At 72.8% G+C, this 15101-nt stretch carries 16 protein-coding genes; 5 read left to right on the top strand and 11 right to left on the bottom strand.

From position 1 onward, the window contains the following. Positions 1-42 precede the first annotated feature (42 nt). A complete protein-coding gene (locus tag ACIQOE_RS11165) occupies positions 43-780 on the bottom strand; it encodes a GntR family transcriptional regulator (protein ID WP_351937350.1) in 738 nt (245 codons plus the stop codon). 130 nt (positions 781-910) lie between these two features. Here ACIQOE_RS11165 and ACIQOE_RS11170 point away from each other — a divergent pair, with 130 nt between their 5' ends. After that, positions 911-1918: a Gfo/Idh/MocA family oxidoreductase gene (locus ACIQOE_RS11170; protein WP_365561474.1), complete on the top strand. Its 1008-nt coding sequence runs from the start codon at positions 911-913 to the stop codon at positions 1916-1918. Positions 1919-1958: 40 nt separating this feature from the next. Here the strand turns inward: ACIQOE_RS11170 and ACIQOE_RS11175 are convergent, their stop codons facing one another. From ACIQOE_RS11175 to ACIQOE_RS11185, 3 genes are all read right to left on the bottom strand, one after another. After that, on the bottom strand, positions 1959-3140 hold the full coding sequence (locus tag ACIQOE_RS11175; protein WP_351315481.1) for a cytochrome P450: 1182 nt from the start codon (positions 3138-3140) through the stop codon (positions 1959-1961). A 74-nt stretch (positions 3141-3214) separates the two neighbouring features. Beyond that, positions 3215-3877, bottom strand: coding sequence for a response regulator transcription factor (locus ACIQOE_RS11180; RefSeq protein ID WP_351315484.1), 663 nt, complete (start codon positions 3875-3877; stop codon positions 3215-3217). 62 nt (positions 3878-3939) lie between these two features. Next, entirely contained in the window at positions 3940-5199 is a 1260-nt protein-coding gene (locus tag ACIQOE_RS11185; protein ID WP_351315487.1) for a histidine kinase, read from the bottom strand. Between the two features lie 170 nt (positions 5200-5369). On the opposite strand from ACIQOE_RS11185, the gene ACIQOE_RS11190 reads away from it, so the two are divergent. Then, positions 5370-5570: a hypothetical protein gene (locus ACIQOE_RS11190; protein WP_351315490.1), complete on the top strand. Its 201-nt coding sequence runs from the start codon at positions 5370-5372 to the stop codon at positions 5568-5570. A 43-nt stretch (positions 5571-5613) separates the two neighbouring features. Here ACIQOE_RS11190 and ACIQOE_RS11195 read toward each other — a convergent pair whose 3' ends face one another. The 4 genes from ACIQOE_RS11195 to allB form a co-directional block, all read right to left on the bottom strand. Continuing rightward, positions 5614-6009, bottom strand: a complete 396-nt coding sequence (locus ACIQOE_RS11195) for a ribonuclease domain-containing protein (RefSeq protein ID WP_351315493.1) — start codon at positions 6007-6009, stop codon at positions 5614-5616. Positions 6010-6115: 106 nt separating this feature from the next. Continuing rightward, complete coding sequence (locus tag ACIQOE_RS11200; RefSeq protein ID WP_351937304.1) at positions 6116-6925, bottom strand: AIM24 family protein; 810 nt, start codon at positions 6923-6925, stop codon at positions 6116-6118. 75 nt (positions 6926-7000) lie between these two features. Then, positions 7001-8113 (bottom strand): allantoicase, encoded by a 1113-nt coding sequence (alc, locus tag ACIQOE_RS11205; protein WP_365561461.1) that lies wholly within the window; start codon positions 8111-8113, stop codon positions 7001-7003. 45 nt (positions 8114-8158) lie between these two features. Further along, positions 8159-9499, bottom strand: coding sequence for an allantoinase AllB (gene allB / locus ACIQOE_RS11210; protein WP_390631551.1), 1341 nt, complete (start codon positions 9497-9499; stop codon positions 8159-8161). A 284-nt stretch (positions 9500-9783) separates the two neighbouring features. Here allB and ACIQOE_RS11215 point away from each other — a divergent pair, with 284 nt between their 5' ends. Then, a complete protein-coding gene (locus ACIQOE_RS11215; RefSeq protein WP_351315504.1) occupies positions 9784-10575 on the top strand; it encodes an IclR family transcriptional regulator in 792 nt (263 codons plus the stop codon). A 437-nt stretch (positions 10576-11012) separates the two neighbouring features. Here the strand turns inward: ACIQOE_RS11215 and ACIQOE_RS11220 are convergent, their stop codons facing one another. Next, the gene (locus tag ACIQOE_RS11220; RefSeq protein WP_351315507.1) at positions 11013-11300 is read right to left on the bottom strand and encodes a DUF5955 family protein; all 288 of its coding nucleotides are present in this window, start codon (positions 11298-11300) and stop codon (positions 11013-11015) included. Positions 11301-11488: 188 nt separating this feature from the next. Between ACIQOE_RS11220 and ACIQOE_RS11225 the strand changes: the two genes are divergently transcribed. Then, positions 11489-12088, top strand: a complete 600-nt coding sequence (locus ACIQOE_RS11225) for a nucleotidyltransferase family protein (protein WP_365576927.1) — start codon at positions 11489-11491, stop codon at positions 12086-12088. 184 nt (positions 12089-12272) lie between these two features. Beyond that, positions 12273-13895: a malate synthase A gene (gene aceB / locus ACIQOE_RS11230; RefSeq protein ID WP_401411027.1), complete on the top strand. Its 1623-nt coding sequence runs from the start codon at positions 12273-12275 to the stop codon at positions 13893-13895. Between the two features lie 11 nt (positions 13896-13906). Here aceB and ACIQOE_RS11235 read toward each other — a convergent pair whose 3' ends face one another. After that, positions 13907-14182, bottom strand: a complete 276-nt coding sequence (locus ACIQOE_RS11235) for an Rdx family protein (protein WP_351315516.1) — start codon at positions 14180-14182, stop codon at positions 13907-13909. After that, complete coding sequence (locus ACIQOE_RS11240; RefSeq protein ID WP_351937297.1) at positions 14179-15084, bottom strand: HipA family kinase; 906 nt, start codon at positions 15082-15084, stop codon at positions 14179-14181. The genes ACIQOE_RS11235 and ACIQOE_RS11240 overlap by 4 nt, the downstream gene beginning before the upstream one ends. Positions 15085-15101: the final 17 nt, after the last annotated feature.

Raw genomic sequence — 15101 nt, forward strand, 5'->3', positions numbered from 1 at the left:
TCCGGACATTGCGACTAACACGGCGTCGGGAACGGGCCGCGGTCAGGACCGCACGAGCAGCTGGAACTCGAAGGAGTAGCGGGTCGGCCGGTAGATGTGATCGCCGAACTCGACGGCCCGGCCGGTGTCGTCGTACGTGGTGCGCCGCATGGTGAGCAGCGGGGCGCCCTCCGGCTCGGTGAGCCGCTCGGCCTCGGCGGCACTCGCGCCGCGGGCGCCGATGGACTGGCGGGCGCTGTGCAGGGTGATCCCGGCGGCCCGCATCAGCCGGTACAGGCCGGTCGCCTCCAGCTGGCCGGTGTCCAGGTCGAGCAGGCCGGAGGGCAGATAGTTGGTCAGGTACGCCATCGGCTCACCGTGCGCCAGCCGCAGCCGCTCCACCCGGCACACCTCGGTGCCCTCGGCGACCGAGAGCGCGGCGGCGATCTCGGCGGACGCCGGGACGACCGTGTTGACCAGCACCTTCGTCGCGGGTCGCTGGCCGGCCGACTCCAGGTCGTCGTAGAGGCTGCTGAGCTCCAGCGGGCGCTTGACCTGACTGTGCACGACCTGGGTGCCGACACCGCGGCGGCGCACCAGCAGGCCCTTGTCGACGAGCGACTGGATGGCCTGGCGCACGGTCGGACGGGACAGACCGAGCCGCGCGGCGAGCTCGATCTCGTTGCCGAGCAGGCTGCCGGGAGTGAGCGAGCCGTGCTCGATGGCCGCCTCCAGCTGCTGCGCGAGCTGGTAGTACAACGGCACCGGAGAACTCCGGTCCACCCTCAGGTCGAGCGGCACGGTCGGGTCCACATCTGGTTTCGGCACGGGCCCGAGCGTATCCCCGTGACGGGTTGACGGGAAGTTGTGTAGTTCGATTGTCCGGACATACGGATTGACAGCGCACCGGGTGCACCACCACCTTGTTCCCATGCGCATCGGGGTCATCGGTACGGGCCGCATCGGAACCATTCATGCGACCACGCTCAGCCGTCATCGCGAGGTCGGATCGCTGATCCTCTCGGACGCCGACCCGGCGCGGGCCCAGGATCTGGCGCACCGGCTCGGCGAGACGGCGGCGCCCGGGGCGGACGAGATCTTCCGGTGGGGCGTGGACGCGGTGGTGATCACCACGGCGACCTCGGCGCACGCCGACCTGATCGGCCGGGCCGCGCGGTCCGGGCTCCCGGTCTTCTGCGAGAAGCCCATCGCCCTCGACCTGCCGGGCACCCTGCACGCCCTGGCGGAGGTGGAGCGGGCCAAGACGGTGCTGCAGATGGGCTTCCAGCGGCGCTTCGACAAGGGGTACGCGGGCGCCAGGGAGGCGGTGCGCTCGGGCCGGCTGGGACGGCTGCACACCGTGCGGGCGCTGACCTCGGACCAGTCGCCGCCTCCGCCTCAGTGGCTGCCGCTGTCCGGCGGGCTGTTCCGGGACACGCTGATCCACGACTTCGACGTGCTGCGCTGGGTGACCGGCCGCGAGGTCGTCGACGTGTACGCGACCGGGTCGGACGCAGGGCCGGCCATGTTCCGCGAGGCCGGGGACGTGGACACCGGCGCGGCCCTGCTCACGCTGGACGACGGCACGCTCGCCACCGCCACCGCGACCCGGCTGAACGGCGCCGGGTACGACGTGCGGATGGAGCTGTCCGGGGAGCGGGACACCGTGGTGGTCGGCCTGGACGACCGGACGCCGGTGGCCTCCACCGAGCCGACCGGGCCGCCGCCCGCGGACAAGCCGTGGCCCGGTTTCCTGGAACGGTTCGGACCCGCCTACGAGGCCGAGCTGTGCGCCTTCGTCGACGTGGTGCGCGGCGGGCTCGCCAACCCCTGCGACGGGCGCGAGGCGCTCCAGGCGCTGCGGATCGCGGAGGCCTGCGAGATCTCCCGCCACGAGCGGCGCCCGGTCGCGCTCACGGAGATCCCGGACACGGCGTAGGCCGCGGCCCGCGCCGGACCACGGGCGCCGCGCGCGCCTGCTACCAGCGCACCGGCAGGGTCCGCACCCCTCGCATCAGCGTGCCCGGCAGCCACTCGCCGTGCGGGCCGTCCAGGGCCAGGTCCGGGGCGCGCTCCAGGAGGGCGCGCAGGGCCGTACGGCTCTCCAGGCGGGCCAGCGGCGCGCCCAGGCAGAAGTGGATGCCGTGGCCGAAGGCGAGGTGGCCGCGGTTGTCGCGGCGGATGTCGAAGCGGTCGGGCTCGGGGTAGCGGGTGCCGTCGCGGTCGGCGGCGGTGAGCCCGATCATCACCGCGTCGCCCTGGCCGATGGCGGTGCCGGCGATCTCCAGGGGTTCGGCCGCGTACCGGTACGTCGCGTTCTCCACCGGGCCCTCCCAGCGCAGGATCTCCTCGACCGCGCCGTCCAGCAGGCTCGGGTCGGCGCGCAGGTCGGCGAGCTGGCCGGGGTGGGTGAGCAGCGCGAGCACGCCGTTGCCGATGAGGTTGACGGTGGTCTCGTGGCCGGCGATCAGCAGCACGTAGGCCATGCCGCGCAGTTCGTCGGCGGAGAGCCGGTCGCCGTCCTCGGCGGTGGTGCGGATCAGCTCGCTGAGCAGGTCGTCGCCCGGGCCCGCGCACCGCTTGTCCTCGATCAGCTCGCGCAGGTATCCGCCGAGTTCGACGAACGCGTCGTACTCGCTGGTCGGACGGGCGGAGCCGACGACCTCGTTGGAGAGTTTCCGGAACCGGGCGCGGTCCAGCTCGGGGACGCCGAGCAGTTCGCTGATCACCGTGATCGGCAGGGGGTAGGCGAGGGCGTCGATGAGGTCGGCGCGGCCGCGCGGCAGCATCTCGTCGAGCAGGCGGTCGGTGATCTCGCGGATCCGCGGCTCCAGGGCGGCGACCCGGCGGGCCGTGAACGCGCGCGTGATGAGCCCGCGCAGCCGGGTGTGCTGGGGCGGGTCGGTGACCAGCAGGTAGCGGCCGATCAGGTCCTCGTCGAGGAACCTGAAGCCGATCTTGCCGGTGTCCTTGACCAGCCGGGGATCGGCCAGGGCGGCGCGGGCCTGTTCGTACCCGACGACCAGCCAGGTCTCGTGGTAGGCGTCGGGCAGCGGCCAGCGCACCCGGTGCACCGGGCCGCGCTCACGCAGCCGGGCGTACACCGTGTGCGGGTCGCTGCGCAGAGCGTCGCCGTACACGCCGAGGTCGGTCACCTGCATGCCCACTCCCCCTTCAGGAGGTCCCCGAGGCCGTCCCGTACCCGGAGAACGACCGGGGTGCCCCGCCGGTGCCCCTATTCGTCCAGCAGTCCCGCGTCGTAGGCCAGCAGCGCGATCTGGACGCGGTTGTTCAGGCCGAGCTTGGCCAGGATGCGCGAGACGTGGGTCTTGACGGTGGCCACGCTCATGAACAGCCCGGTGGCGATCTCGGCGTTGGCGAGGCCCCGGCCGACCGCGACGGCGACCTCGCGTTCGCGGTCGTTGAGGGCGGCGAGCCGGTCACGCGCGCGTGCCTGCCGGGTGTCGGCCCGGGTGCCGGCCGCGTGCCGCATCAGCTGGCGGGTGACGGCGGGCGACAGGACGGGGTCGCCGGCCGCGACGCGGCGCACGGCGTCCACGATCTCGGCGGGCGGGGTGTCCTTGAGGACGAACCCGGCGGCGCCCGCGCGCAGGGCGTGCAGCACCTGTTCGTCGGCGTGGAAGGTGGTCAGGACGACGACCTGCGGGGCGTCCGCACGCGCGCGCAGCCGCTCGGTGGCGGTGAGCCCGTCCACGGACGGCATGCGGATGTCCATCAGGACGACGTCCGGGCGGGTGCGGTCGACGAGCGCCTCGGCCTCGTCGCCGTCGGCGCCCTCCCCGACGATCTCGATGTCCCCTGCCCCGCCCATCATCAGGGACAGACCCGCCCGCACGAGCGGGTCGTCGTCGACGAGCAGCACTCTGATCGCTGTCATGGCTCCAACGTAATCACGCGGGTACGACGGCATGTGGCCGTCCGGTCGGCGGGCGTCGCCGGTCAGGCGGCGCCCCAGGGCAGCCAGGCCCGTACCTCGAAGCCGCCGTCGCCGGTGGCCCGGTGCGCCAGCCGGCCGCCGGCCAGCGTCGCGCGTTCGGTCAGGCCGATCAGTCCCTGGCCGGAGCCCGGGACGTGCGGGACCTCGGCCTCCGGGGCGGGGTTGCGCACGGTGATGTCCAGGCCGTCGCCCGGGGCTCCGGTGACGCGCACGGTGACCTCGGTGCCGGGAGCGTGCTTGCGGGCGTTGGTGAGGCCCTCCTGGGCGATGCGGTAGGCGGTGCGGCCCACCGAGGCGGGGACGGCCGACGGGTCGCCCACGTGGTTGTCGAGGGTGACCTTCATGCCGGCCTGGCGGGACTCGCCGACCAGGGTGTCGAGCGCGGCGAGCGTGGGCTGCGGACGGCCGCCGGCCTCGTCGCCGTCGGCGGCGCGCAGGACTCCGATGATCTCGCGCAGGTCCTGGAGGGCCTCGTGGGCGCTCTCCCGGATCACCCCGGCGGCCCGCGCGATCTCCTCCCGGGGTGCGTCGGGCCGGAACTCCAGGGCTCCGGCGTGCACGCTGAGCAGGGTCAGCCGGTGGGCGAGGACGTCGTGCATCTCGCGGGCGATGGCCTCGCGGGCCAGCCGCTGGGCCCGCTCCGCGCGCAGCCCGGCCTCGGTCTCGGCGCGCCGGGCCCGGTCGCGCAGGCTGACCATCAGCTGCCGCTTGGAGCGCACGAACATGCCGAGGCTGATGGTCAGCAGGGTGAAGAGCACGACCAGGACGACGACGGCCAGGTAGGGCAGGTCGGGGTCGGGGCGCACCCAGTAGAAGAGCGGCACCAGCGCGAGGTTGGTGCCGGCGATCCAGGCGACGTACCGGAACGGGCGGTGCACGGCGAGCGTGAACAGCGCCACCATGGCGGCGCCGCCGGCGGTGTCGGAGACGAAGCCGACCGGGACCATGGCGATGGCCAGGCCCGTCGGCCAGCGGCGGCGCAGCCAGACCGCGGCGCAGGCCAGCCCGCCGATCAGCTGGTCGGCGACGGCCAGGCCGTGCGAGACGTTCGGGTCCTGCCGCATGGTGTTGGCGGCGGCCACGCCCAGCAGCACGGCGAGCACGAAGCTGCTGAAGTCGACGAGCCAGTCCCGGGCGGTGCGCCTGGGACGCCGGCCGGCCGGGCCGGCGTCGGGATCGAGTTCGTGGATCACGGCGGACGGGAAGAGCCACCGCCGCCGCTCGAACGTGTGTACCGAGATGTCACCGCTCACGGTCGACAAATCTACGCAGGACCGGTCCGTGTCACCTCCCCGCGCGCGAAATCGCCGACCAAAGTCGGGCCCGCGGCGACTTTCGGCGCGCCACGCGCGCGTGCGGGCGGACTTCCGGCGGGCACGACTCGCCCCGCGGCCGATGGCGTGGGGGGAGGCCGCGGGGCGAGAGTCGTGCCGTGAAACAGGTGCTGGAACTGCTCGGCTTCGTCGCTCTGGTACAGGGCGTGCTGGGCCTGCTGCACGAGTTCACCCACTGGCACGTGGGACTCCTGCGGCGGCTCGGCTTCCTCGACGGCTACGGCGTCTACGCGAGCGTCGCGCTGGTCGTGCTGGCGATCGCGCTGTTCGCCGTCGCGGAGAGCCGGAGGTCCGGCTGACGACGGACCGGCCCTCCACCGTCGGGTCACCCCGGCCAGGTGCTCAGCAGCCGAAGTCGACCAGGTCGAACGTCACGTAGTGGTCCGCCGTGTAGTAGTCCTCGCGGGTCTTCTTGCCGGTCACGATGCGCCGCGCGCCGCGCGTGGAGGAGCCCGGCGTCTTGACGGTGTACTCGTGGTAGTAGCCGCTGGCCTGGCCGGGCAGCACGCCTTCCTGGTTGCGGAAGACGACACCGTCCTGCGAGTACGGGAACGGGCCGCCCGACGCGATCAGGCCGAGGGTGTCGTAGGCCTGGGACGGCAGGTCGCTGTAGCAGACGCTGCCGACCGAGGCGGCCGAGGCGTCCGCCGTGGTGGCGGTGACGGTGCCGCCGACGAGGAGGGCGGACAGGACGACGCCGGCGACGCCTGCGCGGGTGATGCGTGGGGGGAATCTCATGGCTTCATGATGACGCGCGTAGACCATGGCATGTCAATGACAAGTCTGCGGAGTTTCCCGGCAAGACCCGTGAATTTTCAGGGAGTTAACCTGGGGACCTGGGTCTTCACCCCGTGTGCGTCGAGAACAGTCCGCCCGTCGGGCCCTGCTTGTCGCCGCCCTGGGCCTTCTTCAGGGCGTTGGCGAGGCTCTCGATGGTCAGGGACTGCAGGATCACCCGGCCGTTGCCCTCCAGGGTGGCCAGGGACAGGCCCTCACCGCCGAACACGGCGTTCATCAGGCCCTGGCGGTTGAGGCCGCCGACGCGCTGCACGCCGTACTGGATGCCCTCCTCGAAGGCGACGACACAGCCCGTGTCGACCTCGATACGGCCGCCGAAGTCGGCCGGGTTGAGATCGATGAAGTTGCCGGCGCCGGCGATGATCACGGTGCCGTGGCCGGTGAACTTCTCCAGGATGAAGCCCTCGCCGCCGCTCATGCCGGTGCGGCCGCCCTGGAAGGCGATGCCGAACTCGACGGTGGACTCGGCCGCCACGAAGGCGTCCTTCTCGGCGAACCACGCGCGCGTGCCGGTCAGCTCCAGGGCGCGCATCTCGCCGGGCAGCACGCCCGCGAAGCCGACCGTGCCCTCGCCGCCCTGCGCGCTGAAGTACTGGAACGCCATCGACTCACCGGCCAGCATGCGCTGGCCGACCTGCATGGCGGTGCCCATGGCCTGGCGCAGCATGCCGCCCATGCCACCGCCGCCGCCCTGCTGCTGCCCGCCGCCGTTCGGACCGCTGAGCCGGGTCTCCATGGTCACGTTCGTGGTCTTGAAGAGGAACTTCCCGGCTTCGCAGTAGACGGTCTGGCCGGGGTGCAGGTTGACGACCGCCATCTGCATGGCGTTGCCGACGATCTCTTGCTGAAGGGTCACGGCAGAAGAACGTAGCCGACGGCCCCGCGGTTCCCCTCGCCCGCCCCGCCGGGAGGCGGGACGGGCGGGCAGGCGTCAGGACAGTTCGCGGTGGAGTGCCGTCAGGGCCGCCGTGCCGGCCTCGGTCGGCGTGCCGAACAGCCGCAGCCGGGAGATCCCGCCGTCCGGGAAGATGTCCACGCGCGCGTGCGTGCCCACCGCCGGGGAGGCCAGGACGAAGCGGTGGTTCGTGTCCGGCTGGAGGCGGGTGCGCGGAAGGATCTCCCGCCACTCGCCGTCCTCGCCGTCGCGCACCGACACCGACGCCCAGCCGGCGCTGTTGCCCTTCAGGTACGCCGTGTCGATCTCGACGGCCCGGATCTGGGACTGGGCCACCAGCCGGTAGCGGATCCAGTCGTTGCCCTGGTCGCGGCGGCGGCGGGTCTCCCAGCCGTCGTCCATCTTGCGGGAGCGGCCCGGCTGGATGGTGTTGGTGGCCGGCGAGTAGAAGAGGTCGGAGGCGTCCTCGACGCGGCCGCCGTTCTCCAGCGCGAGCACGTCGAAGGTGCCGAGCACGCGGAGCCACTCGGGGTCCGGGACGACCTCGCCGTACACGCGCAGGCGCGCGATGCCGCCGTCGGGGTGCTGGTTGACGCGCAGGTGCGTGAAGCGCTGTTCGGCCGAGACGGCGAAGCCGTTCGCCGCGTGGCCGCCGACCGGCGTGCGCGGGACCAGCGTCGTCCACTTCACGTCGTCGCCGAGGAGCTCCTCCGGGGACGGCGAGCCCGGCACCGACGTGCCCTCGACCGACACCGCCTGCGGGTAGTTGCCGCGGAAGTGCGCCGTGTCGACGACGATCCCGCGGACGACACCGGGGGCGCCGAGGCGGACCAGCGCCCAGTCGTGGTCCTCGGCCGTCGGCCAGGGGTGGCCGGCCGAGGCCCCGCGGCGGCGGCGCGTCTCCCAGCCGTCCATGACCTTGCCCTTGTGCCCGAAGTGCTCGGGGTCGAACTCGGCCCGTCCCGGCACCAGCAGGTTCTCCCGCTGGGCGAAGAACTCGTCGTTGGCGGCGATGACCCCGGCGCCGAGCCGCCGGTCGGCCAGGTCGGCGTACCGGGTGAAGGGGAGGTCGGCCGTGCGGTAGTCGGCGTACGGGTCGCCGCCGGAGTAGGGATGCGCGTCGCCGGTGAAGGTCGGGATCGCCGTCAAAGAAGGTCTTCCTCTCGGTGTCGGCCGCTGCGGGAGCGGGTCCGGTCAGGGGGTGCGGGTCAGCAGGCGTCCCTTCGGGGCGGTGAACTCGCCGTCCGCGACGATGCGTTCACCGCGCAGCCAGGTCGATCTCACGACGCCGTGGAGGGTCTTGCCCGCGTACGCGGTGACCCGGTTGCGGTGCTGGAGCCCCGCCGGGTCCACGGTGAAGGTCTCGTCGGGCGCGAGGACGGCGAAGTCGGCGTCCAGGCCCGGGGCGATGGCGCCCTTGCGGTCGTCCAGGCCGACGAGCGCGGCCGTGCGGGCGGACATCCAGCGGACCACGTCCGCCAGGTCGTGGCCGCGCCTGCGGGCCTCGGTCCACACGGCGGGCAGGCTGAGCTGGAGGCCGGAGATGCCGCCCCACGCGGTCGCGAAGTCCGCGGTCTTCAGGTCGGCGGTCGAGGGCGAGTGGTCGGTGACCACGCAGTCGACGGTGCCGTCGGCCAGCGCCTGCCAGAGCAGGTCCTGGTTGGCCGACTCCCGGATGGGCGGGCAGCACTTGAACTCGCTGGCCCCGTCGGGGACTTCCTCGGCCGTCAGGGTGAGGTAGTGCGGGCAGGTCTCGACGGTGATGCGGACGCCGTCCCGCTTGGCCTCGGCGATCAGCGGCAGCGCGTCCGAGGAGGACAGGTGCAGCACGTGCACGCGCGCGTCGAGGCGTTTCGCCTGGGCGATGAGCTGGGCGATCGCCGTGTCCTCGGCGTCCCGCGGCCGTGAGGCCAGGAAGTCGGCGTACCGGGGGCCGCCGTGCTGCGGGGCGGCGGCGAGGTGGTGCGGGTCCTCGGCGTGCACGATCAGCAGGCCGCCGAAGGAGGTGATCTCCGCCAGGGAGCGGGCCAGCTGCTCCTGGTCGAGGTGCGGGAACTCCTCGACGCCGGACGGCGACAGGAACGCCTTGAAGCCGAAGACCCCGGCCTCGTGCAGCGGGCGCAGGTCCTTGACGTTGCCGGGCAGCGCGCCGCCCCAGAAGCCGACGTCCATGTGCGCCTTGTCGGCCGCGACCTCCCGCTTGACGCGGAGGTTGTCGGCCGTCGTGGTCGGCGGGAGGGAGTTGAGCGGCATGTCGACGAGAGTGGTGATGCCGCCGGCCGCCGCCGCGCGGGTGGCGGTCCAGAAGCCCTCCCACTCGGTGCGGCCCGGGTCGTTCACGTGCACGTGGGTGTCGACCAGGCCGGGCAGCAGCACGTCGTCGCCGAGGTCCTCCAGGCGGGCGCCCGCCGGTACGGGGGCGTCGTGCGGCAGTACGGCCGTGATCGTCCCGGCGGACACGGCGACCGCGGCGGCCCGTGTCCCCTCCGGGGTGATGACGCGCGTCGAGCGCAGTACCAGTTCAGCGTCGGACACCCGGACCCCTCTCTCTGCCGCCGTCTGCTTCCGGGAAACGGGATGCACATCCACGCCACGGAATTCAACGTTCTGTTGAAGGAGTCTTCACTCCCGCTTCCGTGACGTCAAGGGCACACTGCTTCCCTGGGCCGCGGGGGCGCCACCTCTGGACCTTTCCACAAAGTGGAATTATAATTCCGTCAAGCAGAACGTAGCTACGCACAAGCAGGGCGTCAACCGGCCGCCGGGTAGGCTTCTGCTCTTCTGCCCGGCCCGAAAGGCAGCCCCGAAAGGAACGCGCCGTGCCGACGTCCAGCGCCAGCACCACCGACTCCGCCAAGTCCAGCAGCGGCGGGGTCCAGTCCCTCGAGCGCGCCTTCGATCTGCTGGAGCGGATGGCGGACGCGGGCGGCGAGGTGGGCCTGAGCGAACTGTCCGCGAGCAGCGGGCTGCCGCTGCCGACGATCCACCGGCTGATGCGCACGCTGGTCGCCTGCGGCTACGTGCGCCAGCAGCCCAACCGGCGGTACGCGCTCGGGCCCCGGCTGATCCGGCTCGGCGAGTCGGCGTCCCGGCTGCTGGGCACCTGGGCCAGGCCCTACCTCGCCCGGCTGGTCGAGGAGACCGGCGAGACGGCGAACATGGCGCTGCTCGACGGCGACGAGATCGTGTACGTGGCGCAGGTGCCGTCGAAGCACTCGATGCGGATGTTCACCGAGGTGGGCCGGCGGGTGCTGCCGCACTCCACGGGCGTGGGGAAGGCGCTGCTGGCGAGCGTGCCGGACGCCGAGGTGCGGGCGCTGCTGGCGCGGACCGGGATGCCGGCCGCCACGGAGAAGACGATCACCACGCCCGAGGGGTTCCTGGCCGCTCTGGCGGAGGTGCGGGAGCTCGGGTACGCGGTCGACGACAACGAGCAGGAGGTGGGGGTGCGCTGCCTCGCGGTGTCCGTGCCCGACTCGCCGACGGCGGCCGCCATCTCGATCTCCGGACCCGCCGGGCGGGTCACCGAGGCCGCGACCGGCAAGATCGTGCCGGTGCTCCAGCAGGTGGCCGTCGAACTGTCCCAGGCACTGGTGAACTCGGGAGCCTGAGACGCCGGAGCGCAGCGGGACCCGGGCGCCGGGCGCACAACGGCCCGGCACGGGTCACGCCCCGGCGGGTCACGGCACGCCGGCAGGGGTTAACCCGCAGCGGGTCACGGCACACCGGCGCGCGTCACACCGCGGCCGGCCGCCGTCGCACACCGGAACCCGCGCACGGCAGCCCCGCACCCTTCACGGAACCGGCGTACCCCGCCCGGCACGGGTCACGCCCCCGGCCGGTCACGGCACGTCGGCAGGGGGCACCCCACAGCGGTCACGGCACGCCGGCGCGCGTCACCCCGCGGCCGGCCGCCGCCACGCACCGGAACCGCACCCGCGCACGGCCGCCCCGCACCTTTCTCGGAACCGGCGTGAACCGGGCGGGCGCGGGTTATGTCCGGGTCGTCGATCCGCACCCGGGCGGGTCCCCTGCCGTTCGCGGGCGGTCAGCGGCCCGGTGTCTCGCCGAACAGGTCCACCGCCCGGCGCACCTCCGACAGGCCCCGGGAGAGCGCGCTCACCGACCCGATGGCTCCCGCGATCAGTAACAGGGACCGGCGCAGGCGCGGGATCTCCGGCAGGCCGCCCGTGGCCATCGCGGCGAGGGCGGCCAGCTCGTCCTCGGCTATCGCGCGGTCCGTGAACTCGGCCGGATGCGCGGCAAGTTCACGACGCAGCCGGGAGACCGCCGTCCGCAGTCCCGCCACCCTCGGATCCTCGTCTCCGCCGGTCACTGGCCTCTGTCTCTGTCCCAAGCTCCGCAGCACAGCGCTCCCCCTCCCGCCCGCACCCCCGTGACGGTGGCCGGGCCCCCCGGACGCCGGTCAGTAAACGCCTTCCTCAGCGCCGCGCGCTACAGCACGGACCGAAATTCAGCCCTGCGGAACCGGCCGCCCGCCCCGGCGTCGGGTATGCAGGACGCATGACGGACACGCATGACCAGATCGCCGGGCTGCTGCTGGCCGCCGGCGGCGGCAGAAGGCTCGGCGGGCGGCCCAAGGCGCTCCTGGCGCACCACGGACGGCCCCTGGTGGAACACGCGGTCGAGGTGTTGCGCGCGGGCGGCTGCGGGCCGGTGCACGTGGTGCTGGGGGCCGCCGCGGACGACGTGCGGGAGCGGGCGCGGCTGACCGGCTGCGTGGTCGTGGAGAACCCGGAGTGGGCGGAAGGGATGGGTTCCTCGCTGCGGGTGGGTCTTGCCTCGCTCGCCGGGGCGGGGGCGCGGGCCGCGCTGGTGTCCCTGGTGGACCAGCCGGGGATCGGGAGCGAGGCGGTGGCCCGGGTGCTCGGCGGCTACCGGGACGAGGGCTCGCTGGTGGCGGCCGCCTACGACGGGGTGCGCGGCCATCCCGTGCTGTTCGGCGCCCGGCACTGGCCGGGGATCGCCGCGAGCGCGACCGGGGACCGGGGCGCCCGCGCCTACCTCAAGGCCCACGAGGCGGAGATCGCGCTCGTGGAGTGCGCGGACGCGGCCGAGCCGTACGACATCGACACCGAGGCGGATCTGCGCCACCTTGCGTGAACAGGATGGCACCGAGCGCCACCTTGGCTCGACCCGGAGAATCTCGACATCAACAGACCATTGAACTTCCACAATGAGGAAACTAGTATCCACTGTTCAGAAGCGCCCGTCCCTTGATCGGGTGCGCTTCGCTCTACCCGGAACGACTGGCACCCGGTGCCACCGCTGAAGGAAGTGACAGCTCATGTCCGCACCAGCGCCGTCTCCGCTGGCCATCGTCGACGCCGCGCCCCTGCCCCGGCAGGAGGAGGTGCTCACCGACGCGGCCCTCGCCTTCGTCGCCGAGCTGCACCGGCGGTTCTCGCCGCGCCGTGCCGAACTCCTCGCCCGCAGGGCCGAACGCCGCGCCGAGATCGCCCGCACCTCCACGCTCGACTTCCTCCCGGAGACCGCCGCGATCCGCGCGGACGACTCCTGGCGGGTGGCGCCCTCCCCCGCGGCCCTGAACGACCGGCGGGTCGAGATCACCGGGCCCACCGACCGCAAGATGACCATCAACGCCCTCAACTCGGGCGCGAAGGTCTGGCTCGCGGACTTCGAGGACGCCTCGGCGCCGACCTGGGAGAACGTCGTCCTCGGCCAGCTGAACCTGATCGACGCCTACGCCCGGAACATCGACTTCACCGACTCCGGCTCCGGCAAGTCGTACGCTCTGCGCCCGGCCGAGGAACTGGCCACGGTGGTGATGCGGCCGCGCGGCTGGCACCTGGACGAGCGGCACGTCGAGGTCGACGGCGAGCAGGTGCCCGGCGCCTTCGTCGACTTCGGTCTCTACTTCTTCCACAACGCCAAGCGGCTGCTCGACCTCGGCAAGGGCCCCTACTTCTACCTGCCGAAGACCGAGTCGCACCTCGAAGCCCGGCTGTGGAACGACGTGTTCGTCTTCGCCCAGGACTACGTCGGCGTCCCGCAGGGCACCGTCCGCGCCACCGTGCTGATCGAGACCATCACGGCCGCGTACGAGATGGAGGAGATCCTCTACGAACTCCGCGACCACGCCTCGGGACTGAACGCGGGCCGCTGGGACTACCTGTTCTCCATCGTCAAGAACTTCCGTGACGGCGGGCCCCGGTTCGTCCTCCCGGACCGCAACGCGGTCACGATGACGGCCCCGTTCATGCGGGCGTACACCGAACTCCTCGTCCGCACCTGCCACAAGCGCGGGGCGCACGCGATCGGCGGCATGGCGGCCTTCATCCCGTCCCGGCGCGACCCCGAGGTCAACAAGGTGGCCTTCGAGAAGGTCCGCGCCGACAAGGACCGCGAGGCGGGCGACGGTTTCGACGGCTCCTGGGTCGCCCACCCCGACCTGGTGCCGATCGCCATGGAGTCCTTCGACCGGGTCCTCGGCGACAGGCCGAACCAGAAGGACCGGCTCCGCGAGGACGTCCGCGTCGAGGCCGCCGACCTGATCGCCGTCGACTCGCTGGACGCGAAGCCGACCTACCCCGGTCTCGTCAACGCCGTCCAGGTGGGCATCCGTTACATCGAGGCCTGGCTGCGCGGCCTGGGCGCGGTGGCCATCTTCAACCTCATGGAGGACGCGGCCACCGCGGAGATCTCCCGCTCGCAGATCTGGCAGTGGATCAACGCGGGCGTCGAGTTCGAGAACGGCGAGAAGGCCACGCCCGAGCTGGCCCGCGAGATCGCCGCCGAGGAACTCGACGCCATCCGCAAGGAGATCGGCGAGGAGGCCTTCGCGGCCGGCCACTGGCAGCAGGCGCACGACCTGCTGCTCACCGTCGCCCTCGACGACGACTACGCCGACTTCCTGACGCTGCCGGCGTACCGGCAGCTGCGCGGCTGACCCTCAGGGACTCATCCGTCCGAGTGGCCCAGGGACTTCCCCGGGGCCACTCGGTCGCGTACGGCCCGCTTCACCGCCGTCGGCTCGGGAAAGCCCTGCTCCTTGCGGTCCCACACCACCTCGCCGGCCACCCGGACGACGAAGACGCCGCCCCTGCCGGGCTTCAGGACCAGTTCGGTCAGTTCGGTCTCGAAGGTGGTCAGCAGCTCCTGGGCCAGCCAGGCCGCGCGCGGCAGCCAGCGGCACTGGGTGCAGTACTCGATCTCGACGCGACGGCTCTCGCTCATCCGAGGTGCACCGACCAGTCCTGCCGGGCCGCCGGCTTGCCGTGCAGGTCGGGGACCTGCTTCAGCCAGGCCGGGCGGCCCCGCTGGGCCCGGGCCGCGCGGTCGGCCTCCTCGGCGGCGAGCTGCTCGCGGCCCGGGAAGTCGGTGGGCAGCCACTGCGCGGAGGCCCGGACCCGGGCCAGCAGGTAGCCGGCGTAGGCCTCGCGCATCTCGTCGGGCGTGCCGAAGTCGGTGAGCCAGGCGTCCGGGACCTCGGCGAGGATGTCCCGGAGCAGCTTCTCGGTCACCCTGGGCGCGAGTTCGGCGTCGGCGGCCGCGGTGTCCGGGCCGAACCGGCCGAGAGCGTGGTGCCGGAAGTCGTAGGCCTTCTCGGGTGCCGAGGTGTCCCAGCGGTGGTGGAAGACGAGGGCGGCGCCGTGGTCGATGAGCCACAGGCGCGGCGGGGCGGTGCCGAACGTCGGCCAGACCATGAGGTTGGAGCTGTGCACCGTACGGTCGACGTTGACGGTGAGCGCGTCCAGCCAGACGATCCGGCCGGCCTCCAGCGGGTCCACCGGGAAGACCTCGGCGAGCTGGGGGGTGAGGTCCTTCGCGCCGGGCAGGAAGTCCATCCCGAGGTTGATCCCGGCGCTGGCCGCGTGCAGTTCGCGCACCTCCTGGTGCGGCTCGTCGGCGGCGATCGCCGGGTCGAAGCGGACCAGGACCAGCTCGGGGAAGCGCAGTCCCAGGGCCCGCGCCAGCTCGCCCACGATCACCTCGGCGACCAGCGCCTTGCGGCCCTGCGCGGAGCCGGTGAACTTCACGACGTACGTCCCGAGGTCGTCGGCCTCGACGATCCCGGGCACCGACCCGCCGGACCGCAGGGGTTCGACGTAGCGGGTCGCGGTCACCTCTCTCAGCATGTCCTCGGGCCACCCAT

Origin of the sequence: Streptomyces sp. NPDC091282, assembly GCF_044757385.1 — a bacterium.
GTDB lineage: Bacteria > Actinomycetota > Actinomycetes > Streptomycetales > Streptomycetaceae > Streptomyces > Streptomyces gramineus.